The 23,488-nt window shown below is 59.9% G+C and carries 22 protein-coding genes; 3 read left to right on the plus strand and 19 right to left on the minus strand.

Translation table 11 applies throughout. From position 1 onward, the window contains the following. Positions 1 to 667: 667 nt before the first annotated feature. The 6 genes from B0G62_RS08830 to B0G62_RS08855 form a co-directional block, all read right to left on the minus strand. A complete protein-coding gene (locus B0G62_RS08830; protein WP_146055222.1) occupies positions 668 to 1,906 on the minus strand; it encodes a hypothetical protein in 1,239 nt (412 codons plus the stop codon). Positions 1,907 to 1,915: 9 nt separating this feature from the next. Next, positions 1,916 to 2,167 carry a PAAR domain-containing protein gene (locus B0G62_RS08835; RefSeq protein ID WP_103703815.1) on the minus strand — a complete coding sequence of 84 codons (252 nt, stop codon included), beginning with the start codon at positions 2,165 to 2,167 and terminating at the stop codon, positions 1,916 to 1,918. Positions 2,168 to 2,322: 155 nt separating this feature from the next. After that, positions 2,323 to 3,348 (minus strand): DUF6708 domain-containing protein, encoded by a 1,026-nt coding sequence (locus B0G62_RS08840; protein WP_103703816.1) that lies wholly within the window; start codon positions 3,346 to 3,348, stop codon positions 2,323 to 2,325. A 2-nt stretch (positions 3,349 to 3,350) separates the two neighbouring features. Continuing rightward, positions 3,351 to 6,116 (minus strand): T6SS effector BTH_I2691 family protein, encoded by a 2,766-nt coding sequence (locus B0G62_RS08845; protein WP_103703817.1) that lies wholly within the window; start codon positions 6,114 to 6,116, stop codon positions 3,351 to 3,353. Positions 6,117 to 6,122: 6 nt separating this feature from the next. Beyond that, a complete protein-coding gene (locus B0G62_RS08850) occupies positions 6,123 to 6,998 on the minus strand; it encodes a DUF4123 domain-containing protein (protein WP_103703818.1) in 876 nt (291 codons plus the stop codon). A 1-nt stretch (position 6,999) separates the two neighbouring features. Next, positions 7,000 to 9,354 (minus strand): type VI secretion system Vgr family protein, encoded by a 2,355-nt coding sequence (locus tag B0G62_RS08855; protein ID WP_103703819.1) that lies wholly within the window; start codon positions 9,352 to 9,354, stop codon positions 7,000 to 7,002. A gap of 217 nt (positions 9,355 to 9,571) precedes the next feature. Between B0G62_RS08855 and B0G62_RS08860 the strand changes: the two genes are divergently transcribed. From B0G62_RS08860 to B0G62_RS08865, 3 genes are all read left to right on the plus strand, one after another. Next, the gene (locus tag B0G62_RS08860; protein ID WP_244193162.1) at positions 9,572 to 9,943 is read left to right on the plus strand and encodes a PAAR domain-containing protein; all 372 of its coding nucleotides are present in this window, start codon (positions 9,572 to 9,574) and stop codon (positions 9,941 to 9,943) included. Positions 9,944 to 10,833: 890 nt separating this feature from the next. After that, on the plus strand, positions 10,834 to 11,124 hold the full coding sequence (locus B0G62_RS31110) for a hypothetical protein (RefSeq protein WP_146055223.1): 291 nt from the start codon (positions 10,834 to 10,836) through the stop codon (positions 11,122 to 11,124). Continuing rightward, positions 11,125 to 11,442, plus strand: a complete 318-nt coding sequence (locus tag B0G62_RS08865; protein WP_103703821.1) for a hypothetical protein — start codon at positions 11,125 to 11,127, stop codon at positions 11,440 to 11,442. Positions 11,443 to 12,034: 592 nt separating this feature from the next. Here B0G62_RS08865 and B0G62_RS08870 read toward each other — a convergent pair. The 13 genes from B0G62_RS08870 to B0G62_RS08920 form a co-directional block, all read right to left on the minus strand. Continuing rightward, entirely contained in the window at positions 12,035 to 12,577 is a 543-nt protein-coding gene (locus tag B0G62_RS08870) for a hypothetical protein (protein ID WP_103703822.1), read from the minus strand. Positions 12,578 to 12,684: 107 nt separating this feature from the next. Beyond that, complete coding sequence (locus B0G62_RS08875) at positions 12,685 to 13,233, minus strand: hypothetical protein (RefSeq protein WP_146055224.1); 549 nt, start codon at positions 13,231 to 13,233, stop codon at positions 12,685 to 12,687. A gap of 33 nt (positions 13,234 to 13,266) precedes the next feature. Next, entirely contained in the window at positions 13,267 to 13,851 is a 585-nt protein-coding gene (locus tag B0G62_RS32455) for a DUF927 domain-containing protein (RefSeq protein ID WP_279629744.1), read from the minus strand. 1,414 nt (positions 13,852 to 15,265) lie between these two features. After that, positions 15,266 to 15,760: a bifunctional DNA primase/polymerase gene (locus B0G62_RS08885; RefSeq protein WP_103703825.1), complete on the minus strand. Its 495-nt coding sequence runs from the start codon at positions 15,758 to 15,760 to the stop codon at positions 15,266 to 15,268. Positions 15,761 to 15,940: 180 nt separating this feature from the next. After that, positions 15,941 to 16,219, minus strand: a complete 279-nt coding sequence (locus tag B0G62_RS31120; protein WP_146055226.1) for a hypothetical protein — start codon at positions 16,217 to 16,219, stop codon at positions 15,941 to 15,943. A gap of 118 nt (positions 16,220 to 16,337) precedes the next feature. Next, positions 16,338 to 16,643 (minus strand): hypothetical protein, encoded by a 306-nt coding sequence (locus tag B0G62_RS08890; protein ID WP_103703826.1) that lies wholly within the window; start codon positions 16,641 to 16,643, stop codon positions 16,338 to 16,340. Positions 16,644 to 17,004: 361 nt separating this feature from the next. Then, positions 17,005 to 18,129, minus strand: a complete 1,125-nt coding sequence (locus B0G62_RS08895; protein ID WP_146055227.1) for a tyrosine-type recombinase/integrase — start codon at positions 18,127 to 18,129, stop codon at positions 17,005 to 17,007. Further along, positions 18,126 to 18,509, minus strand: a complete 384-nt coding sequence (locus B0G62_RS31125) for an integrase arm-type DNA-binding domain-containing protein (protein ID WP_146055228.1) — start codon at positions 18,507 to 18,509, stop codon at positions 18,126 to 18,128. Before B0G62_RS31125 ends, B0G62_RS08895 begins: the two co-directional genes overlap by 4 nt. A 306-nt stretch (positions 18,510 to 18,815) precedes the next feature. Continuing rightward, a complete protein-coding gene (locus tag B0G62_RS08900; RefSeq protein ID WP_103703828.1) occupies positions 18,816 to 19,001 on the minus strand; it encodes a hypothetical protein in 186 nt (61 codons plus the stop codon). Positions 19,002 to 19,133: 132 nt separating this feature from the next. Beyond that, a complete protein-coding gene (locus B0G62_RS08905) occupies positions 19,134 to 19,952 on the minus strand; it encodes an ABC transporter permease subunit (protein ID WP_103703829.1) in 819 nt (272 codons plus the stop codon). After that, on the minus strand, positions 19,949 to 20,893 hold the full coding sequence (locus tag B0G62_RS08910) for an ABC transporter permease subunit (protein ID WP_103704105.1): 945 nt from the start codon (positions 20,891 to 20,893) through the stop codon (positions 19,949 to 19,951). Before B0G62_RS08910 ends, B0G62_RS08905 begins: the two co-directional genes overlap by 4 nt. A gap of 5 nt (positions 20,894 to 20,898) precedes the next feature. Next, a complete protein-coding gene (locus tag B0G62_RS08915; protein WP_103703830.1) occupies positions 20,899 to 22,059 on the minus strand; it encodes an ABC transporter ATP-binding protein in 1,161 nt (386 codons plus the stop codon). Positions 22,060 to 22,171: 112 nt separating this feature from the next. Next, positions 22,172 to 23,272, minus strand: coding sequence for a polyamine ABC transporter substrate-binding protein (locus B0G62_RS08920; RefSeq protein ID WP_103703831.1), 1,101 nt, complete (start codon positions 23,270 to 23,272; stop codon positions 22,172 to 22,174). Between the last annotated feature and the right edge of the window lie 216 nt (positions 23,273 to 23,488).

Consider the following 23,488-nt stretch of genomic DNA (forward strand, 5'->3'; position numbering starts at 1 on the left):
GCGACATCAAGAATGTACACTGGCGCCGACCAGCGCACGACCTCAGAGATGCGCGAGAGGCGAGAACCCCATGGGTTCCTCTCATGCACAGAATCCGGCAACGGCATTTTGCCATCTAGCAGGAGCACGATGGCGTCAAGCGGACGGCCGCGCCGCAACCGACGAATCTGGCGCAACCTGGACTCATCGATACGGGCGTTGGATTCCAGGCCACCCCACAACAGCACGACATCGTCGGTGACCCGAAAGCCTCTCTCGGCTAGTTCCGGTACTAGGCGGGAGATCACCGGACCCTCACCGACCAGTAACAACCAGGGTATCTGATAACGCCGACCCCACCAACCGTAGCGGTCGCGCAGTACATCTTTTAGCTCGTCTGCCCAGCTTCGCTGGACCGTAACATTGGAAGTGCCAGTCGCTCCAGCACGGGCAGCAGGATCGCGAACATAGCGACGGGAGGCACGCTGAGGAGCGTGCCTCGCCCCCCAACGCCAGGCGGTCGCAAATGGTCCCCGTGCAAGCAACAGGATTGCACCGGCCAGCAACACGACCGTGACCCTGAGTACAGCCGAGGGGTGCAGCGCCCCACCCTGAAACCAGGCCAGGACGGCGACAATCAACGTGAGAGTGACGACGAAAATCCAGTAACCCGACAGCTTGCGGTTGCTCATCCTTGCTCTTCTGTTTCTGTTATATGACCCGAAGGCCGGACGACGGCCAGTCGCAGGCTGCTTTCACGGCTTGCGACCATTTGTGGCGTTGTCATCTGCCCTGCAAACTCCGCTGCCAGGGCAATGGCAAGCCATGCCGCCGCCGCGCCCGGGTTGCCGATAGCCAAGTCGATGTCGTGGACGCCGGAAAACGAATCGGTCAACGATATACCGGACTGCAGATCGGACGATGCCTTGAGTAGTCCTGCCTTGTCTCCCTGATCCAGACCAGCCTGCCATAGATCACTGACCTGTTCAGCTTCAGCGTCCCCCCACATGAGTGAGCGGGCCACTGCATCGTTGATCGTGCCCACTCCAACGCTCACCGGACGATGCAGCAGGGCTTTCGGCGTCAATCCGCTGCGCTGCGCAAGTGGCACCCAGCCAAGCAGTAGCGCTACCGCCGCTTCAGCGCCGTTGACTTGAGGTATCGAATGCAACTGCACTGCCACGAACAGCGCAAATTTCTCCAGCCCCGTCCCGCCGCGAACATCCAGCCACGTATCCAGCGCCATCACTCCGTCCCGCAATGACAGCAGTGCCGCCTCGACCGGACGATGACCAAAGGCCCGCCAGCAGTTCTGCCAGGCGTCGTGTATGGGCGCCCATTCCGTATCTGGCTGAAGTTGCAGATACACCTCCAGTGGCGCGTGCTCCGGAACAACCCGCAGGGTTTCGTCCAGCCGTTCCAGCAATTCAACGAAGCAGGCCTCGTACCGGCTCCCGAACGCAGGATTATCAGCACTGGCCAATCGTGTGTGGCGGACAGCATCGCCGCTGCCAGATGACTTTCGGGATTCCAGCGCCTGAACTTCACCGGCAATATCCTTCGCGACATTGTGGCTTCCCATCGCACTCAGATAGGCACTGTCCAGTATCGCCAAGGGTTCGCGGGCAAACTGGACCGCCTCGGACCTGTCGGCCTCAAGCTGTTCCTTGTCCGCTTCAAAGCGATCCGCTTCCTGCTCGAAATAGAGTTCGCGTAAACCATATGCCAGGCAACCGGCAAACGCCGGGAGTACCAGTAGCCGCACCCAGAACCATAGGGTATTGGTGGGTTGCCCATTGGGCCAGGTGACCAGCATCGCTATCACACCCGCTATCACGACCAGCAGGAAAATGACGAGCCAAACCATCAATCCTGGCGGCTCCGGCGGCGTCAAATCCCCCTGAGGGGATGGCAGTTCAACCGGCATGTCTGACGCCTAGTTCACGCTCGATATCAAGCGGCAACCGCACATCGCGCGATGCCCCTGGCGGGCAACAGGAATGCCATCGTCCTTCATCGATTCATCGCCCTCGATGATGCGATTTGGACGGACATCCGGGTGTTTGGGGCATGTCACCTCGTCACCCTTGCGTGCCACAAAGCGGCCCTCGTAACGCATTGTCTGAGAAGCACTGACCACCTTGCCGCCGTGATCTGTATCATCGCCCAACCGGATCAGGTCATTCATTTCTTGACTCCTTTTCTATGTTGTTAAATGTTTCGTGGATATTCATGCAGCAACTGCCGGGTCAAACCCATCATCTGTCACCCGCAGTTATCAATTCGTTACCACCTCGCAGCAACCAGACCAAACTGGTCCCAAGCTCTTCAGCGGCATAGCAATCATTGCCGCAACGACTGCTCGCGGGCGCGCTCCTTTTCCCAGCGACGCCTCGCCTTTGCCTCCGCGTATTCGAGCACCCCTGGGATATCCGCCGCGAACTGTCCCGTGGACTCTGGAACAGGCCACACATTCGGATCGTCTGCTGCGACCTGGCAGGTCGCTTCGATCTCTGGCGAGAAGACAGGCTCCTTGCAGGTGCGGAACACCAACCATCGTGTGGCCGTGAACAGCGCAATGAACGGCGACAGGAGGACACGCCTGAGCGTAGTCGTCGCACTGGTGAAGTTCACCGCAAAGAGCATGGAGTTCTTCAGCGTGGGCGTAACCGACAGCGCCACGTACTTCGCCATCGGACTGTCGACCACAGCGTCGGGACCTTCATCCATGTAACGCCGGATGAATTCCCACATCTCGCGCACCGGGGGTTCGCTTTCCGCTGCGTGGCCAAGCGCGAACGTGTCCTTTACCACTTCGCCGTCCAGCACCTCACCGCGTATGTCACGCAGAAATTTCATGTCCGTGCCGCGACCAATGTGAAAGTACATCGACTCCCACGGTACACTTAGGACTCCACCCGGACCGTTGTGCCTGAACACATGCACCATTCTTGTCTTCCGATTGAAACGGATGGGATAGTGGGTGTAGGTGAAGTAGTCGTATCGAATCGTGAAGTAATAGAGCAAATAGCTGATCCCAAAACCGAAAATCGATATCGCTACGGCGCATGCCACATTGGTCCAAAGGTCTTGACCCGCTTCCGGAATTAAACGCAATAATACATAGGCCGCGTATATCCCGGAACCGGCAATGAAGATACATCCCAACGTTGCTACAAATGTGTTGAGCATTCCACGAAAGCGGAATCGGCGATCGATCCAGTCAATATAGGTCGAATTGATGTGAATCAGGCTAATATGCTGTCCTGGTTCGATGTCAGCTTGTGTTTCATGTGGAAGAGACTCTTGGCGCTCTTGAGCAGACAACGTGCGGTCAACAGGAAACGAACGAATCCAGCCGGTGTACATCTTTAAGCTCCCGTCGCCATTGCTTTAAGGGCCATCGCCTGCTCAACGGGACCTCCAAAACGGCCGTCCTTGCCCTTGCCAAAGGTCAGCGATTTACCCAGCCAATCCTGCAAGGGGGACGGGGTAAATCGCGCTATGGCCACCATGATGACGCCAATTACCAGCATTACCGCGAAGCCAATTCCTGCGGTTGCTGTGAACAACATCAAGACTGCCGCACCGATGGAAACGAGACCAAGGCCGATGTTCAAAACGCCAAGAACAGGATGGTTGGCCAATAGTTGAACTCCTTGAACCATCGTCACCACACCTGCCACGACACCTCCAACGATTCCAAACAGCTTGCCCACGCCGACAAGCCAGCTGGCACGCGTTTCCATTTCGATTGCCACGAACTTGAACTGCCGGGCAGTTTTAGCCGCGCCCCACGCGGTCTTTTCTGCCACCGCGCCAACCGCCTGTCCTGCCGTGCCAACCAGACCCACCACACCCGCCCCGAAATTAACCGTCTTCCCAAGAATCTCCCCGGGGTTAGCCGTCATCATGTCCTTGAAAGCGCTATACAGGGTGATCGAAGAGAACACCAGCTGTGCGACGCCCGATTTGAAGTCCATGTTGCCCAGCTTGCCGAAGCTTTCCTGCATGATTTCGTCGAATTCGGCTGGCGTAAGCACACCGGCCACTGCCGTCCTGCGGGCGGCTCCCGTCAGTCCAGCCAGCTCCTTCGCCTTCACCTGATCCACGAGCATCACGCCGTGATAGGGATGAAGGTCATCTCCCGACTTTGCCAGTGCCTCAAGCGCCGCACGCGCACCGCTGCGATATTTCTGCGGATCGTCCCCGGCAAGCTTGGCCAGCGTGCCGGCCAGACTCCGTGCGGCATCCTTCCGGCTCCACGCCCCTCGCAGGTCCACCACGATCAAATTAGGGTTTTCCTCCCGGGCCATTGTGCCGAGTATCCCCATCAACCAGTTGGTGGGCAGCTTGCTTGCTCCTGTTGCCACTCCCTGGTCTATCGCTTTGCTCAAATTCCTGATCGCTGCGCCGCTCAACTGATAGGCACAACGTGCAATAGCATCAGCATAGGGCCGCTTGAGATTATGGTCGGCCCCCTGAACGATCACGTCCTTGAACTTGTCGTGGAATTTCTCGACCAGATCTTTCCAGGGAAAATCCTTCGACGTCGCCTGCGCGAGTGCCTTTTCTGTCCAGCTGGTAATCAGCGGTTCGTGATTGAGCGCAAGCCCTCGCGTCAGCCACGCCTCCGGGTGACGTGGGTCCTGCTGCAAACATTCGCTCAAGAAATCGAGCACCGCTGTGCGTCCGCTGGCATTGTGAATTATCGCCGTAACCAGATCGGTATAGGCTGCGCCGCAATCACAATCGTGCGAATCGTAGTTATGCGTCAGATAAGCGCTCAAGCTACTGCTCTTGAGCCATGCGAGATACGGCACATCCAGTGGTGCCAATGTGGCATCCGTAAAAGCCTGCAGTTCGGATGGGTAGGTCGACTCAACGTATTTGCGTTCGCCTGATTCATCAAATTCTCCGGCATACTTTTCCCAGCCGTGCTGCGCAACCGTGTCCTCCTCGTCGCCGCCAAGCTCACCGGCCTTCGCTATCTTTTGCTGATACGCGTCATAGCCACCGACTGAGTCATACCCTCCATGGCTGAGTGCGTAGGCGCTACCAATCTCTGCCGAAAGCTGCCGGTCTGCTTTCTCGCTCTTGACCGCGCCATTCATCACATTTGCGCGCAACGAATCGATAATCGAGGCCGTTTCGAGAATCCACTTGCGCCGCCTGTCGTCCGTGAACTCGATGCTGCACTGTAATGCCAGGCCGTTAAGCTCAATGGCAATACCAGCAGGGTCGAACAAACCGACGACGGCGGCCCGCCAGGGTTTGGCAGCGCTGTTCGCCCACTTCATCAGCCCTTCTGCTTCACCATGGGCAAGCCAGAACCTCTGCGTTGAGAATGCCCACGCCGCCGTATCTACCGGGCCGCTTGTCGCGGGCGTGCCGATCGCACCTGCCCAAAGCTTCTGGATCATGGGTGAAAGCATACCCAATGCCATCTTGCTGGCTGGATCGGTCTTCAGAAGATCTTCCAGCGTTCTGTAGGGCGGCGGCATGAAGTTCTGCACGTAGCTACGCGTTTCCTTCTGCAGGCTTACGCCGTCTGCCGCAAATTCAGCCACTTGCTTCAACGTATCGAAAGCCCCGACATGCGGTTGCGTACCACCACCACGCCAGGCTGCGATATCGATGCATTGCATATGCGCCTTACGGTAATCCGGCTTGGCGTGCTTCTGAAGCACAGCAGGAGTCCACATGACATCACTGAACCCTAGCCACACGCGAGTCGAGTGGGCCGCATCCTTCACCGTGATGCAACGGGCAAGGTAAGGATCGTTCTTCGCCTTGCATGCTTCGTTGAATTCCTTGTTACCTACCTCTGGTGATACCTTGGCGTGAATATCAAACACATAAAGATAACCCTGAGGATTGACAACATACCCGCTCCACTCGTTGCGTCGTTCATCAAACACATACAGGTAACCCGAACGCAGCAGGCGCAGTGTGTAGTGTGCGTTTTTGGCAGGCAGGTCAATTGATGTGACGCCTGCGCCGAAAGGAGCCGTGAGCTTTGGCGCGTTCCCCTTGTCGGCACGCGCGATTGCGTAGCGCACGGGCAGGATGGGCAAACCATGCTTGTCGCAAAACGGGCAAAACGGGGAAGATGCCGGCGATGCAGTAGCGTTCATAACGTGTTATCTCACCTGAATCTGTTCGAGTTCTTTTGCCAAACGACACATCCGCGAATCGTCAATATCAGCGCAAGCCGTAACGAAAGTCATCGCGTTCTCGCGAACCTGACCCAGACAATTCCGTAGTACTGGATGTTGGTGGATATGACGGTGATAGCGGCTTGCCTGTAACACATAGAGCAACCGGTCCTGGGGATCGCCCAGACCACGCACGTCTGATGCCTCGGCCAGCAGCATGTCGAGTTGTTGCGCGATGCCCGGCTTGCCCGCGCAAGCCGGATCGACACGCGAAAGCTCCACCAGCGCCCGATTGATCTCCGCCATGCGCAGGAGCGTCAACCATTGCGGGGAGGTCAACCGCAACGGCCGCAGACTGGCCTGCTCCGAGACACGTACGTGCTGATGCCATGTGCCGTCAGGTTGACGCCAGTGCCACGTCGTAATCGGCCCAAGCAGGCTGTCCATCTGCCCGACACTCAACAGCCAGAGCAGATGCTGAAACACAAACGGGTCGTAGAAGCGCAGGGCGTCGTCCACACCGTCAGGGCGCCGCACGGCCATGCGCCTGACCAGATGAGCGGTAACAGCAGAGCCTTCAACTGTGGCGTCGAAAAACGCGAGAACGAACGGCACACCGTTTTCCTGCTCCGACACCCGGTCCCGACTCCAGACATCCGCGCGACCGTCCGGCCCCAGCGGCTGAAAATCCACAAGCACGGGAAACAATTCTGGCTGGTGGCAGAATCGTTCCGGCACGACCGGTAGATACGCCAGGTCAACCCACTGTGAACGGCTCACCTGCGCAGCATTGACCAGTGCGTATCGGGCCTGCGGTTGCGTACCAACGTCAAGCCGGCCGGAGGACGGGAGGCTATTCATCTCACGCGCCCCCCATCAAGGCCGCGTGCTGGGAATTGGCCTGCTCGCCTCGCAGCGAGCAGACCACCGCGTCGCCCTGCGGCAATGAGGATGCGACCTTGCCAGAAGCTGCGCCTAGCTTGTCCCACATGGCACATTTTTCAAGGATATCGCCCGACGTGACATTCTCGATGCTGCTGCCGTTGATCTTGATGTAAGAACCGTCTGCACCGATCCAAACTTCCTTCGCGGCCGACAAAACCAGCCGGCCATCAACGCTCGTAATGGTGAGATCATGGAGCGCGCACAACGCCATCGCATCATTTTGCGCTTGCATGTTCACCTTTCCATGACTGGCAACCAGTTCGATGCCCTTCTCCTCCGCAAAGAGGCTGATCAATTCACCAGCCGTCATGGTGACCTTACCCTGCACGCCAACATCTGCGTTCTGGCCGGCTACAAATGTCAGGTTCTTGCCTGCGCCGTGCAGTATTGACTCTGGCGTCGCCACAGCAATACTCGACGCCGAAGACAGCACCATCACAGCCTGCTGCAAATCCTTGATCTGCGACTGCAACACCTCATTCATTGCCTTGACGTCAGCAGCCTGCGCCTGGGCTTGCTGCGCGCACTGTGCCAGCCGCTCCATGAGCGTATGGGACGCCTGGAGCTGCTGCATAAGTTCCTGCATGTCCGTCTGGTTGCCCTGGGCGTTCGGACGATCAAGGGTCGTAACCAACAGCCCCTTGCCTGAGCGAATCGCGCCATAGCCCGACGTGCGCAGCTCAAAACCCTCACCCCGGTATTCGAGCTTCTGGTTGACGAGGTAACCGAGACTCAGCTGCGACTTGCCCGAATGTTCCGTGCTAAGCTTCACGCCTTCCTGGCCCGCCCAGTCCTCCATGCGCAGCTTGTTGTTCGCCTGCGTGCGGATCATGTTGCGCGAGAGCCAGCGCCGGTCGCTGGTCACCAGATCAGTGGCTTGGCTGTGATGATGAAACGCAATAATTTCCGGCTTGTCAGGGTCTCCATCTCGAAATGCGATTACTGCCTCGTCATTGTCCAGCGCGACGAAGTGCATGCCGGTCTGCAGCTTGCCCGCGAAGGGTTTGGCCAGACGCAGCGGCACACTTTCGCCGCCCCTGGGCCAGTCCGCGAAATCGACATCGAATCTAACGGTGTAATAGCCGGCCACTGTCAGATAGCCATACTTGTATCTGTCAGGCGAAGTCACCCGCGCTGACAGCGTGCCGGAAATCCTCGCCCACTTCGACTCCTCGAATTGCAGCCGGAAGCGCCGGTCGGCAGGGATCGCCTTGAAGGTGTTGGAGTAGGACTGGTCGCGCGCCCCGCTGTGCGTCACCTCGATAACAACCAAGCCGTCCGGTGCATCGGGCAGTTCGGCATCCATCTCCAGCACACGCCCCGGCTGCAGTTCCAGCACGGTGCTCTCGCCTTCGTAGATGACCTGCCAAGCGATGGCCGCCTCGTGTCGGATCTGTGCCTGACGCTTCGCCCCGGCCTGATCCAGATGGTGGGTGCCGTAGATGTACGGCTGGCCGTACGTCGTCTGGTCCTGCGGTGCGACATTGGCGCTATCTCTAAATCTTTCCCAGGCTTTTTCAGGGTTGTAATCTGCGACAACGTACGACTGCGGCACGACCTCCGCGTGGGTCCTGAGCATCGTCACCGCTTCCACGCCGCCCGATTCGAGCCCTGCCGCCTCGCGGTACGGCACGGTCAGCCTGGGATCGTAGAGATAGTGATCGACGTCATCGGCAAAGACGGTCTGGTCGCCGTGTTCCGTTTCGACCACGAAGCAGTAGATACCGTCCCGTTCCATCAGCATATGGACGTAATCCATATCGCTCATCCGGTACTGCATGCGGAACAGGTGCAGCGGGTACTGGCTTCGCAGGCGGAAAACGAACTGATGCCCCTTCATGCCATGACGGCGCAGGATCGCCTCGATGATCTGCGGGGTGCTCTTGTGCTGATAGATCGCCGTCATGACGACGCCTTCCAGCCTGGCCAGCCCGGACCTGAGGACGATCTCGTGCTTCGTGAAATCGCCCGTCGTCTTGACGGCGGAAAAGCGCGAGATATGGCCTGAGTATTTCTTGACGGCGCCATCGTCCGCCACAATCGAAAACGTGGCCTCCTGGTTCAGGTATCCGTCACGGCCCAGGCGTCGGGGATGGGTGAACACGATGACCACCTCGTTGGCCGCCCCCATCTTTTCCTTCGCGGTGTAGGACACCACGGACACCTCGGCCGAGCTGTCGGTACCGGGCACGTCCAGGTGGTACGCCTGGCGGCCTGGTATGGCCTTCAGGTCGGGCACCACCGACCTTGCATCATCAAACAGACTTGCCATCGTTATTCCCCCTGCCTTCTGTCAGGACTGCTTTACAACGGGTATGCATCGCGAGCCGCTTGTGTGTAAAAAAAGCGCGCGAACAAATCATCTGACGAAAATACCTGCACTTCGGGTCTTCAGTGAAGGGGGAAGTTGAGGCTATGAACACATCTCTTGTCGAGACTCAAAGCACTCACATCATTCACCCCCACCTCCTGTTTTCGGGATGAACGGCATGCTAGACGTGAAGGGCTGGCGGCGCGATGCTGGCCGGAAATCCGGGCGACGTGCCCGGGGATGCGCAGCGATCAGGGAGGAAGACGCGATGGCAAAATTGATGGCACTCAAGGGCAACGCCACCACGACGGGAGGCCGTGTGCAGGACGGGGAAGAACTCGATCTGGATCATGGACAACCCTACACGTACCACCTGGCACGGGCGTCCTACGGGCGTTGCGGACAGAGCGGGCCGATACTCGGGACCGCTTTTACCTGGAGCGTCGGCAAGACGCATGGCGTCCTCGACGGCGATATTGTCCAGTGCGCTTGTCCCCACGGGGAGAACCGGGTCATCGCGCAGTCCACGTTCTACTACAACACGCCGTGACGCTGGCAGGGGATCGCCCAGGACACTGCGTCGCGGGAGACGGCAGCAAGTGACTTGTTCCTGGCTGCGGGACGCGAGGCGGTTATCTCTGGATGCGAAACCTGCCCCGCTGAAGGCGGCTGGAAACCGCTGGCGGATCCGCCCCGGCGGTCGGCATCGACCGTGACCCGCAGCCGGGAAATCGCGGCTCCAGCAACCCTGGCGTATGCCACATGCACGAGCCCGGATAATCACCCAACACTCACCCCGCACTCCCCCGGTCGCCGGACCGTAACGCGTGCAAGCCGCCGATGCTGGCGGGCCGGTGCCGACACGCTCACCACGACGCGCAGCCCGCCATCCGCCGGACGGTCGAAATCCGCCGGGAGCCGGTGCCGGAAAATGCCCGTGTTACTCTTCTGGAGACGACTGGAAGCCGCCGGCGCGGGCGGGCCGGTGTGCAAGGCTGGAGGGGAACCCGAAGCCGTCAAAGTCTGCTAGGGCAGGATCGGGGCGGTTAGTTGCGGTTCGTGGGCTGTGGAATATTGGGGCGCGCATTGTTGGTGAACAGGAATCATTCCCGATATGAAACCGCACGCGATGGCGATGATAGGGCGCGCTGCCCTGCCGCAGATTACCCGGCAAAAGTGCGGCCGGGTGAAAATCAGAAAAATCAATGGGTTAGGAGAAGGGGTGTCATTTGGGGAGAAAAGTGACGGGCGGGTACCCCCGAAAAGATCACTTTTCCCTGAAAAATAACATGACCCCATTAAATTTATCTCATTAAAAATCAATGACTTGGCTGAATCAGGTGTCATTTTTGGCCAAAAATGACAGGTTTCCCGGCAACAAGGAGAGCTTCCTATACACGTCACCTGTACCGCACGCGGGTGAGTTGAAACGTAAGTCATGTGGGCAGCACCCCGAGCTACACGTACCGCCTGTTTCAGCCTGTCATTTTTATCATTTTTCTATCTATCAATTATTTACGAGTTATTATTTATTATTATTCATTAAAAATTAGTAGATTTCACTCGCATGGCGAGGTACCCACCCTCGAGCCGGGACAACTGTTTTCGGTTTCCGGCGATGCGCCCGCGTACCGTATTGAGGAAGCCGGACCCGTTGCGTATGCCGCAGGCTCGCTGCTGGACAATCCGTTCGGGACGTGGTGGCTCGTGCCGCTGGAGACGACGCACTGAATGCACATCGTGAAGGCATTACCGTATCTCGCCATGCGCACCGGACACCCAACGCCGGAAGAGGACGCGGTGCAGCGCCAGCGCATGCCGACCAGCAAAGCTACCCTTTGCCGCCAGCTTCAGGACTCGCATTACCCCAGGGAATTCGGCGACAACCAGTGTGGCTTTTCAGACCAATGCGTCGTTACACCGGTCGGCCCAGTGTCACCAGTGCTATCGTCCCTTTTCCCGGTCCTCCTGCTGAACACGTTCAATGAGCTGTCGCCACGCCCCCGCCCGGATCACCCTGTCAATCTGTCGTTCAACCATGCCTTGTAGATCGTACAGATTTACGCTCTCACTCGTATAGCGATCCTGACAGCAAGTCTCGCAATGCATGTGCAATATACGGGACCGTGATCGCCACGATGCAAATTCAAGGTCACCGAAAACCTTTTCAATAACGGCCACGAGCGCTGTATCACAACGTGGGCAGTACGCAGATAGATCACTTATCCTGTTATCCACATAACGCCAGCGCCAGCGCATTTCAAAGAAATTATCTTCCCTGTAGCTATGGAAGGTAATCCGTGTCCCCGGTTCCCGTCGTTTTACAACCTTCCTTGTTGCAACAGTGATCCAGGTCAGAACTGATAGCCCCCCCTACATAACCCATCCAGGCAGGGAGCGAAACGTGCTGCATCATATGGAGCTGAAGCGCATTGAGGCAGTTGAGTAGCCAGCGCCATATATATGTCGGGCAAATGCTGCCACAAGAGCGTCAAGCCACAAACGATGCTTGCTCCCACAACTGTAACGATCACCCCGTTTCTGATTGAGTGCTCAGCTTTCTCTGTCATCCTATGTTTGGCACGCTAGGCCTTTGCCCGACTCGACGTTTCTAGTGGATCTCAGAGCACGTCACCGCCAGCTATACGTAGTCCGCCCTGTCCTCGCGGGCCGCCGCTGTGCCCGCTGTCTCGCCAATCGCCCCCGGTAATGACATGATCGCGCCCAGCACCGGTATACCGAGAAAAAACAGCAGGACAACACACAGGAGTACAAACAGCCGGTAAAAGAACCGCGCGACATGCGGATGCCGGACCTCCCGGCCCCGGGCTTCGTCCCATCTTTCGATCCGGGGCCGGCAGTGATCCGCCAGCGACCACAGGGCGAACCAGAACGCGAAGTACAGCACCGTGCAGACCATCGCCAGCCGGTGCGCACCTGCCCATGTCGTGAGTCCCACGCCTGCATGCAGGAACGCCAGCGCGCCATAGATCAGAATCGTCTCGTGGGCGCGTGCAAATACGTTGCCGTCCACCTGAAATGCCTGCAACCACGCGGTGTAGTACGCCTGGCCGAGAAAGTAGTCCGCGCCGACCACCACCACCCCGAGTACGGGCATCGACACCTTCCAGAACCACTCCGGGATCGAGGAAAGAAGAATCGCGACCTTCGGCTGCTGCTCCATTTCGTACTCCGTTCATGAAGAAATACGAATGGTATGCGTGACGCTGTCCCGAATTTATGGGGTAAACGTGAGGCGTGGCCGCGCGACTCACACGCCTGCCAGGTGATTCAACCGGTAACCTCCGCCCCCTGCCGGACAGGGACACGCCCGCTGTCCCCGTCCGGACTTTCATGTCTCGTTGCATTAACGACGATGCAGGTTGACAGCGGGCCACCCGTGCTGCCGAACTGCGGCAGGCCGCGCCCCAGCCGGGTCCGGCAATGCCGCTTCAGAAGCGGCCCCTGGCGCTCCATCTCGTCAAGTGCTGCCTGATAGTCCTTGTGGCGGCGGCGACACCACGTCTCGAACGCGCTGCGCAGGATATACGTATTACCCGAGCTTTCCTCAAAACGCGCCCTGAGCGAATGGCCTGGTGCTAAATCCCTTCTGACGTAGTCCTCCTGGCTATCGGGGACGATGGGCAGCTTGTGGCGCGCCACGGCGATCATGTTGCCGATGTTGTCGTTCAGGAACTCCGCCAGCACCGATCCGGCTTCCTCGCGCACCGTCGTAACTTCCCGGCGCTGCTGCGGCAGCAGCACGTCGATCACCCACCGCTCGACCAGCGCCACGTCGATGTCGTGCAGCCCTGCGGCCTTCGCCAGCTCCGCTGCCACGAAATCGCCGCCAGCGCCGCGAACCACAACCGCTCATCGCGACGCGCGTGTGCACGTCGCATGAGCGACTGCCGCTTTGCCTCGATCAGCGCGGCCAGCCGGTGGCTGTTGGTCACAATCCACTGCACGAAGGCTTCGCCCGCCAGGCCGTAGTTGCGCATGGCCAGTTCCACGATGGCGCGCTCGCTCATCCAGGACCCGTTTGGGATCGTTCGGCGGTATCGTGACTTCCAGCATCCGGTTGAGCACGGCGGCATTCTCTTCTTCGGTGCACCCGGAGAGCATGCCGCGCAGCGAGCGGTTGCCTGCTGCCACGTAGATGGACTTCCAGGTGGTACCCGGCTTCAGCGTCAGGCCCGAGGTCATGCGGTCCTTTTCCTGGCCGCCCGCCAGCGCATGCACCAGCGGAAAGGCTTCCTCGGGCTGGGTAAGCGGCAGTTCATCGAGCATGAGCGGCAGGTTCTTCAGCACGCCGAGCTGCGCCATGAGCGCGTTACGCGTGCTGCCGTCTTTCGAGGTCGGTGCATTCCTGACCAGTTCCTTCGGGTCGCGCCAAAAGCCTGCCGATATGCGCATCACCGAGGTCTTGCCGCTGCCCGACGGTCCCGTGACGTACACGAGAAAACCCTCCCCGTCGGTGAAATGCAGCAGCGGCGCCCCCCATTCCGGCAAAGAGCAGGAACGCCATCGCTTCCTGCCCCGGCTTCGCGTAGAGGTTCGCCGCCTGCTTCCACTTTGCGAGTTCGCCCTTCGGCTCCAGCATGCGCGCGATGCTGGCCGCCGTGGGCGTCAGACGCCCCGGCACGATCTCCAGGTTGGGGCCATCGGGTGTGTCGCCGGTCCTTGCGATGAACTGGTTTTCCTTCAGGACGAAAGTCCCGTCACCCGCCCATCCCTCCCGCTCCAGCAGCACGACCGCTGCACGCGCCTGGCGCACCTGGTTCATGTAGGCTTTCATATACTCCAGCATCCTTTCCTGGCTCTCGCGACCGGCGCACAGGGTCAGGCCATGGCCGCTCAGTTCGGGGGGCAACTGGCGCGACAGGACAAAGAGGTTCCCCGGCACCGCCGCCTCGTCCCACACCTTGCGTCTGACGTCGTAGATGCGCACGAAGTAGGTGAAAACGACCCCGCCCTGGGCGTCGGGCAACCATGCAGCGTCGGTAATCAGCGCCGGCTGGCGGGAGACGGGTATCAGCTTCTCCTTCCAGGTACCATCGTCACCCTTGCTTCGATCTGCAAAATAGACACCCATGGGCAGATGCTCGTTTTCCTCGTCGGACATCACGAGCCGGAAGCGGGGATCACGAAGCCGGGGAACCTCCCGGTGTGTTTCCGGCGCACGGGCACGCGGCACGACGAAGTCGCCCGGCGTGGCACCCTCGCCGCCCACGACATGGACCGGTGCCGCTGCCACAGCAGGGGCAAGGATGGGTGTCCCTTCGAGGCCCAGCAGAACCGGTGAACGGATCGCCCCCCAATGGCGACATGCCGTGCAGATGCCAGGGCGCTTCTCGTTGAAGGTGGCGCACGTCATCGGCATGCCGCCCGCGCCCTGCTGGCGGACGAGCGTCACCAGCTTCGCTTCGGTATCCTCACGACGGTAACGCGCCCTGTCGAGCTTCGACATGGCGTGGCACCACCAGTCACCGTGCCCACACAGCCGCACCACCGAGAGCATGCCGCGCCAGATTTCCTCGCTCTGGAACGGGGCTTCGCGTATTTGGCGGCAGCCCCGGTAAATCGGATCAAACTCCTTCGGCGTGCTGACGTCGAGGCTACCCAGCGGCAGGCTGCCGTTGGCGTGGCTGACGGCGCTGGCCCTGGCGAAGGACGCCCGGTGCGGTTCGGCCGCCTCCCGGAGCCGCGCGGCGAATTCATCGAATGTGTATTCGTCGCTCAGGCCGAGCAGTTCGACCGGCCTGGGGTTCGCCGCGTCTTTCCAGTTCATCGTGCCCACGGGCCGCAGCACGCGCGCCGCGTCCGCCGTGCAGGCATGATCGGCCTTCAGCTCCAGCGCCTGCGTGAGACCCTAGAGATCACACGCCAGCCTCTGCCAGCCGTCGCGAGATATGTACTGACCGAACGGCCAGTACAGGTGAAAGCCGTGGCCCGAACTGACCACCAGCGGGAACGGCAGACCGGATTCGCGAATGAAGCGGTCGATGCCTTTCGCCGCCTGCGCAGGCGTTGAATAGGCATCGTCGCGCCCCGGCTTCACGTCGATGTCGAGCCATAGCGAGCGGAACCACTGCGCGTTCTCCCCGGTGCGGCGAAAGCGCGCCCTGCCGCCCGCCGGTCCCGCTTCCCTGCGCTCCCGAAACCCGGCCATCGCCATGTAGGCGTCCGCCTTCGCCGTATTGATCGACTGCACGCGTGCGGCCAGCCCGTCTACGTCCGCGACGGGCTTGTGCCGCCACCACGGACCCTTCGTGCCCTGTTCCAGTTTCGCGGCGCACAGCACGCCCTGGCCCGGCAGAACGCGCCGGAGGAAGGCTGCGGTATCCGATCTCGCAGATTGCTCCATCGTGGACTCCCCGGCATCCGGGCCTGACCCGTGCAAGTCACTTGCCGTCCGACGCGAAATCAGTCCCCCACCACTCACGAAGGTTTGCACACGTCGAACGAGGCCAGGCGGAGAAGTCACCATCGGGGCCGCCAGCAACGCGACGGTCGCCCGAAAATGGAAGCAGCAGCGCCCGGGCCATCACCGCGTCTTCCGCAGCCACGGGAAATGCAAACAGCTTTTCCGGCCTGCGATGTAGGGTGTCAGATAAACAAAGGTCCCAGAGCCATCGGGCGAATCCGGGTCAACACCCCAACCGACAGACTCCGGGACCGGCCCGAGTTCGGGAGATGTGTACAGATACGCACCAGTAAATGCTCCCGTGATAATTGCCAGCACACCGTGCTCGCGCCGCAACTGCTCATACTGCGCACGAGACACCATCGCTTCACCACAAACATCATTTTGTTCGGAGTCCATATCTTCATCCTGATACCGCTCTACGCCCTGTGCACCATTATTCCCCCTGAATCAGGGGTTATCCGGTGTCACCCATCAACGACTGGCCCGCCAGCACGGGGCACATCACCACCACCGCTCAGACCGCAGCAAAGAACTCCATCGTGACACGGCGGCGTGCCACCACCCGCAGCCTGTCAAGTAGCCAGCGCGGCACGGGATACCGCCGCCGGAGCAGCATGCGCGTGTAGGATTCGCTGATGCCGAGTTCCTGCGCCATCGTGGCGGGGTCGTTGCCGTATTCCTCGCGTAGCAGCGCCGAGAGCCGCAGGTACACCTCGTCCGGGGTCAGGGGTTTGCCGATCCTGCTTCGTGTCATGCCATCCTCCATCGGGGTAATGCGCGTCTGGCGCCGCTCCTGCGCATCGGACATCGCAGGGGTCATGAGATGGCCTTTTAGCGCGATCCACCCCGGATTGCAACAGTGATTTTTACCTCCTAATTCAAAAATTACAGATGTTTTATTCGTCAAATTTAATAAATTTAATAATATTTCTCCAAAATAACCGAAGCGAGGAGATTCAACCTCCCGGCTCCCCGGTTTCGGAAATTGAGTGCTCCAGGAACACAAACCGGAATATTGGGGGCCGGGGGTATTTCCCCCGCCTCCCGTCACAAAAAGTTGCGACGCACGGAAGGAATAACCACAAACGTGATAGGGATTTGAGGCGGGAGCCGTGCGGGAAATCCGTCACGCGAGCGCGTGACCGGAGTGAAACGGACGCGGCGTGGCCGCGCCCGGTGCATCAGGCCGTTTCGATCTGCGGCGGTTCGGCGCTGTCGTCGTTGGCGACGATCATTTCATCGGGACCTGCAATCTGCGTAAGCGCGCCATCGAGCTTCGTCAGGTAGTCGCCTAGCGCCTGCCAAGCCGCGCGCATTTCTCTTTCGTAGTCGTACCGCTGGTAAGTACGCACGAGCCGGGAATTCAGCCCCTTCCTGCGCGTTTGGGTTGCAATGCTATGGTTCAGGCACCGCTCGACAATTCCTTCATCGAAACCACATGCCTGCATGAGCGTGGCACCTGTGCGGCACAGGTCGTGACAACTCCATGGCCCTCCGTGAAGGAATAGCGCGCCCGCCGTCGCTGCCGATGGTCTCGCTTTTTTCTTCCATTTGCCCCAACTCTGCCGCGAACTGATCGCCCCCCGAAGAATGTCAGTTGTCATCGGTACACCCCCGACCTTTGTGTGCGGCAATACGTACCCGGTGTGCCCGGTCAGATCACGCAATTCCTTGAATAGTCGCAATGCAAAACGCGAGAGGTAGATCGTAAAGCTCTTGCGATTCTTCGATTGTGATGGCGGAATGAACCAGGTACCGGCGTCGAAGTCAATGTGCGTCCAGCAAGCAGCGCACATTTCGTTGATACGGGCAAGCGTTGCCAGCATGATCCAGATAGCTAGCTCGTGCTCCCTTGCCATGGGCCGTGCGAGCCCCTTTCTCGTTCCATGATGAGCCTCAAAAGCCTGACGCATGACCTGGAAGCGGTTGCGCAACTCGACAATTTCATCGTCCGCCAGCACCCGCTCACACCAGCTCTGGTAGTCGGCAGGGACCATCCTGTCGATATCGACTTCTTCGGCAGGGCTTACATCGAGGACGAAACGCCACGGTTTGCGCTTCGCCGCCCACACGAACATCGCACTGGTGTACACGTATAGCGAAATGGCGGTCGATACCTTTCCAGCGTCGATGAGCGCTCTGACTGGCTTGCGTACGTGCTCCGACTTTACTTCGAGCAATCGGACACTCGCGACTTGAGGGAGGAAGTGAAATTCAAACAGGCGACGCACGCGCAACGCCCCCTTCGGAGTATTCTCCGCCATCGCTTCGGGATGCCACGCCTCGAACATGGCCAGTAGGGTCACAACTGCTGCTCAGCACGCTCGCGCCGTTGTTCGGCCAATTCATACTGCTGCTGTTCAAGCTGGGCCTGTTCAAGCTGCACCTTCTTCACGAAGGCCTGCTTCCGGCCAACCGGATCGCTGCCGTGCGTAACGCGCAGTTTGGTTTCTTCAAAGCTCTCTCGGATGGCTTCAAGTGAGTCGCGCTGCCACGCACACAACGTCATCTCACGCGGCTCCCCCTGAAACCGATAACGGTAGCGAAAGTGGACGCTGATACCCTTCGCTCCTGCACGAACCTTGCCGGACAGACCGCTACCCTCATTGAGAACCCGGTTGTGATCAGCGGCGGGGAGCTTCAGGAGTACCCGTTCGCTGATGGTTTGCGAACGATTTTCCCCCACGATATTCCCCACAAAACGGATGCGCTGTCTGGATTCTAGTCCGAAGCCGGATCAGCGAGTAAACATCCAAGTTCCTAAATCTAAACAGAATAGATATTTGTGTGTGTGGCGCAACGCAAAACGAAATTCTTCACGGTTTTTGCGACCCGGTCGGTGAAACGCCGGGTGGAATCGTCGATCATCGTGTGCCCTTGCATTGTGGTCACGCGCGCCGCCGTAACGGTTCACAGCGCCTCGCGCGGGACTTCAAGCCCATCGCGGCAGGCCCTCGCGCGCCCGCCGCTCCCCGTCGGCCTGCTTGCCCCTTCAGGCGCCGCCCAGCAATCTGAGCAGCCCCCATAGAAAACGGCAGACCATCACGATCAGCTCCCAGAGCTGAAAAAGTTGCTGCCACAGTGCGCTAATCGCGCCCTCTTTGAAAATCGTTTCGATCATCGTGTTCCCGCGGCGGCCCTCGGCTTGACGCGCCAAAGCCGCGTTTCCTCCGATCATAGCGCCTCGTCGCCTGGTCACGCTAAAGCGGCAAAAGGTCCCCCCGGCCCCAGTCTCCCAAAAAGCAAAACGGCGCGTGGACCGAAGTCCACGCGCCGTTTTCCCTATCGCTGCCTTAACAAGGCCTGAGCGTCAAACCGCCATCGCCATGCGCTTGCGCTCGGCGCGCTGCATGAAGTAGTTGCCGACGATCACGCCCACCGTCACCACGGCGATAAAGAGTGTCGCGAGCGCATTCATCTCGGGATTCAGACCCAGACGCACGCGCGAGAACACCACGAGCGGCAGCGTCGTCGAGCCTGGTCCCGAGAGAAACGCCGACAGCACGAGATCGTCGATCGACAGCGTGAACGACAGCAGCCACCCGGCCGCGAGCGCCTGCGAGATCAGCGGCAGCGTGATCTGGAAGAACACCTTGAGCGGCGTCGCGCCCAGATCGAGCGCCGCCTCTTCGAGCGACGGATTCAGTTCGCGCACGCGCGACTGCACGATGATGGCGACGTACGAGATACAGAGCATCACGTGGCCGATCCAGATCGTGAAGACGCCGCGTCCCGCAGGCCAGCCCAGCAGCTTGCCCATCTCAACGAAGAGCAGCAGCAGCGAAATGCCCTGAATCACCTCGGGAATCACGAGCGGCGCGTTGATCATGCCCGTGTAGAGCGTGAAGCCGCGGAAATTGCCCATGCGCGCGAGCACGAAGCCCGCCCACGTGCCGATGATCACGGAGGCGAACGCCGTCATCAGCCCGATACGCAGCGATAACCAGGCGGCGTTGATCAGCTCGTCGTCGGTCGCGAGCGCCTGATACCAGCGCGTCGAGAAACGCGTCCACACCGTCACCAGTTGCGACTCGTTGAACGAGTAGACGATCAGGCTGACGATCGGAATATAAAGGAACGCGAAGCCCAGCCCCAGCGCGATGAATTGCAGTACGCGATTCGGTTTCATTTGCCGCGGCCCTCCAGTTCCTTCGCCTGGAAGTGCTGGAACAGCGCCATCGGCACGAGCAGCAGCAGGACCATCGCGCAGGTGACGGCGGAGGCCATCGGCCAGTCGGCGTTATCGAAGAACTCGTTCCACATGACGCGGCCGATCATCAGCGTGTTCGCGCCGCCGAGCAGTTCCGGAATCACGTATTCGCCCACCGCCGGGATGAACACCAGCAGGCAGCCTGCGATGATGCCGTTCTTCGAGAGCGGCAGCGTGATTTCGAGGAACGCGCGCCAGGGCTTCGCGCCCAGGTCATAGGCCGCTTCAAGCAGCGTCAGATCCATCTTCACGAGATGCGCGTAGAGCGGCATCACGAGGAACGGCAGATACGAATACACCATGCCGATATAGACGGCCGTGTTGGTGTGATAAAGCTCGATGGGCGTGTGGATGATGCCGGTCGACATCAGGAAATTGTTCAGCAGTCCGTTGTTTTTCAGAATGCCGATCCACGCATATACGCGGATCAGGAACGATGTCCAGAACGGCAGCATCACGGCCATCATGAGCACGTTGCGCGTGGCCGGGTTCGAGCGCGCGATGTAATACGCCATCGGATAGCCGATCAGCAGACAGAGCAGCGTCGAAATCGCCGCCACGACCACCGAATTCACATAGGTCGCGAAGTACAGGCTGTCCTGGAACAGGAACGCGTAGTGCGAGAGGTCCAGCGCGATATGCCAGACGCCGTCGCTGAACGACGTGAGTTCCGTGTACGGCGGAATGCCGAGTTGCTGGTCAGCGAAGCTGATCTTCACCACCAGGATGAACGGCACGAGGAAGAACAGCAGCAGCCAGAAGAACGGCCCCGCCACCACGGCGGTGCGGCCGGTCAGGTTAAAGCGCTTCGCCGGCCAGTTCAGGAATTTCCTGAAGGCGCTGGAGGTGCTGGAGTTCATCGTGCTCATGACGTCAGCACCACGCCGGCCGAGGCGCTCCAGCGCACATAGACTTCGTCTTCCCAGGTGGGAGAGTCGATTTCGGAAAGCGCGAGGCTCGACATGTTCGCGATCACCGTCTTGCCCGATTCGAGCTTGACGTGGTAGAGCGAGTAACCACCCATGTAGGCGATATTCTTGACCACGCCCTTGCCCCAGTTGAAGGTGCCTTCGGGCGGTTTGCGCGTGAGCGAGATGCGCTCGGGACGCACCGAAATCGTCACGGGCATACCGAGCGGTCCGGTGATGCCGTGGTTCACATAGAGATGCACGGGCAGTTCCGCCGACTCGACGTACACATGGTCCGGCTCGTCTTCCACCACCTTGCCGTCGAACAGATTGGTCGAGCCGATGAATTCGGCCGAGAAGCGGCTGTTCGGGTACTCGTAGACCTGGTTGGGCGTGCCGAGCTGGACGATCTCGCCTTCGCTCATGACCGCCAGGCGCCCCGCCATCGTCATCGCCTCTTCCTGGTCGTGCGTGACCATGATGCAGGTGACGCCGACCTTGTCGAGAATGTTGACCAGCTCGATCTGGGTGCGCTGGCGAATCTGCTTGTCGAGCGCCGACATCGGCTCGTCGAGCAGCAGCAGCTTGGGGCGCTTCACGAGCGAGCGGGCAAGCGCCACGCGCTGCTGCTGGCCGCCGGAAAGCTGATGCGGCTTGCGCCTGGCAAAACGCGACATCTGCACGAGTTCGAGCACGTTGGCCACGCGTTCCTGCAGCTCGGCCTTTTTCACGCCTTCCTGGCGCAGCCCAAAGCCGACGTTCGATTCCACCGTCATATGCGGAAAAAGCGCATACGACTGGAACATCATGTTGACCGGGCGGCGGTACGGCGGCAACGCAGCGAGGTCTTCGCCATCGATCAGGATCTTGCCCGACGTGATCGTTTCCAGACCGGCGAGCATGCGCAGCAAGGTGGACTTGCCGCAGCCCGAGCTGCCAAGCAGCGCGAACAGCTCGCCCTTCTTCACCGACAGGTTGACGCCCTTGACGGCCGTCGTGTCGCCGAACTTCTTGACGACATCGACAACCTGCACGAAGTTGTCCGCGGCTGAATCGCTCGCGGCGAAGCCCGCAGGCAGCGCGCCTGCTAGGGTCGGCACACTCGACTGGTCACTCATGATTCTCTCTGCCCTGCCTTTCTGACTTGATACCTGGACGGGGTTGACGAACAAAGCCCCCGGCACGTGCCGAGGGCTTTAGGCAAAACGCAAAACTACGTGGCCGGGCGCGTCAGCGGCCCGACTTGAATTCGGTCCACAGACGCGTCTGCAGGCGCTGGATTTCCGGCGGCAGCGGCTTGAGCAGGAACAGCGTCTTGAGCACTTCCGGCGACGGATACACGGCCGGATCGTTGGCGATGTCCTTGTCCACGTACTTGCGCGCTTCCGCATTCGCGCTCGGGTAGTACACGGCGTTGGTGATCGCGGCGTGAACCTGCGGCGTTTCGATGTAGTTGATCCACTGGTACGCGGCGTCCTTGTGCTGCGCATCCTTCGGGATGGTCATCACGTCAAACCAGATCGGCGCGCCGCCCTTCGGAATGTAGTATTCGATCTTGTACGGCTTCTTCGCCTCGATCGCGCGATGCTTCGCGATCACGACGTCGCCCGACCAGCCGTAGGCGAAGCAGACATCGCCGCCAACCATATCGTTGATATAGCCCGACGAGTTGAACTGCGTGATGTACGGGCGGATCTTCTTCATCATCGTCAATGCGGCGCGATAGTCGTCCGGATTGGTCGACAGCGGATCCTTGCCAATGTAGTGCAGCGCGGCGGCAAAGAACTGATCCGGCGCGTCGAGCACGGACACGCCGCAGGTCTTCAGCTTCGAGATGTTCTCGGGCTTGAAGAGGATGTCCCAGTTGTCGAGCGACACATTCTTGCCGAGGATCTGCTGCGCCTTGTTGACGTTATAGGCAAGACCCGTCGTGCCGTAGGCCCAGGGCACCGCGAACTTGTTGCCCGGATCCGCGCCGGCGACGAGTGCCATCAGCTGCGGATCGAGATACTTGAGATTGGGGATCTTCGACTTGTCGAGCGGCGAGAAGATGCCGGCGGCGATCTGCTTGCCCGCGTAGTTGGTCGTCGGCACGACGATGTCGTAGCCCGAATTGCCCGCGAGCAGCTTGGCTTGCAGCGTGTCGTCGCTGTCGTAGTTGTCGTACTTGACGGTGACGCCGGTTTGCTTCTGGAAGTTCGGAATCGTGTCTTTGGCGATGTAATCGGACCAGTTGTAGACGTTCAGTTGCGTATCTTTCGCCACCGACGCGACCCACGGCGACGCACATAGTGCGAGCACAGCCAGTTTCGCCAAAACCCGTTTCTTCATCCCGTTCTCCGTTCTTAGCCTGCCGCTCGAGGTCGTTTGAATGTTGCTCGGCGTCTTGCCAGGCTGCGTTGCGCCGCATGTGCGCCGCCCAAGGCGGCCCCCAGAATTTACCGAACCTACCATCAATCGCGCCAGGCGACAAAAAAGAACGCCGGCTTGTCGCGCAAACGGAACAGGGCCGCGGACAACCCCGGGCGACCCGGCTGGCAGGCGGTA

The organism is Paraburkholderia eburnea, assembly GCF_002917095.1.
Taxonomy (GTDB): domain Bacteria; phylum Pseudomonadota; class Gammaproteobacteria; order Burkholderiales; family Burkholderiaceae; genus Paraburkholderia; species Paraburkholderia eburnea.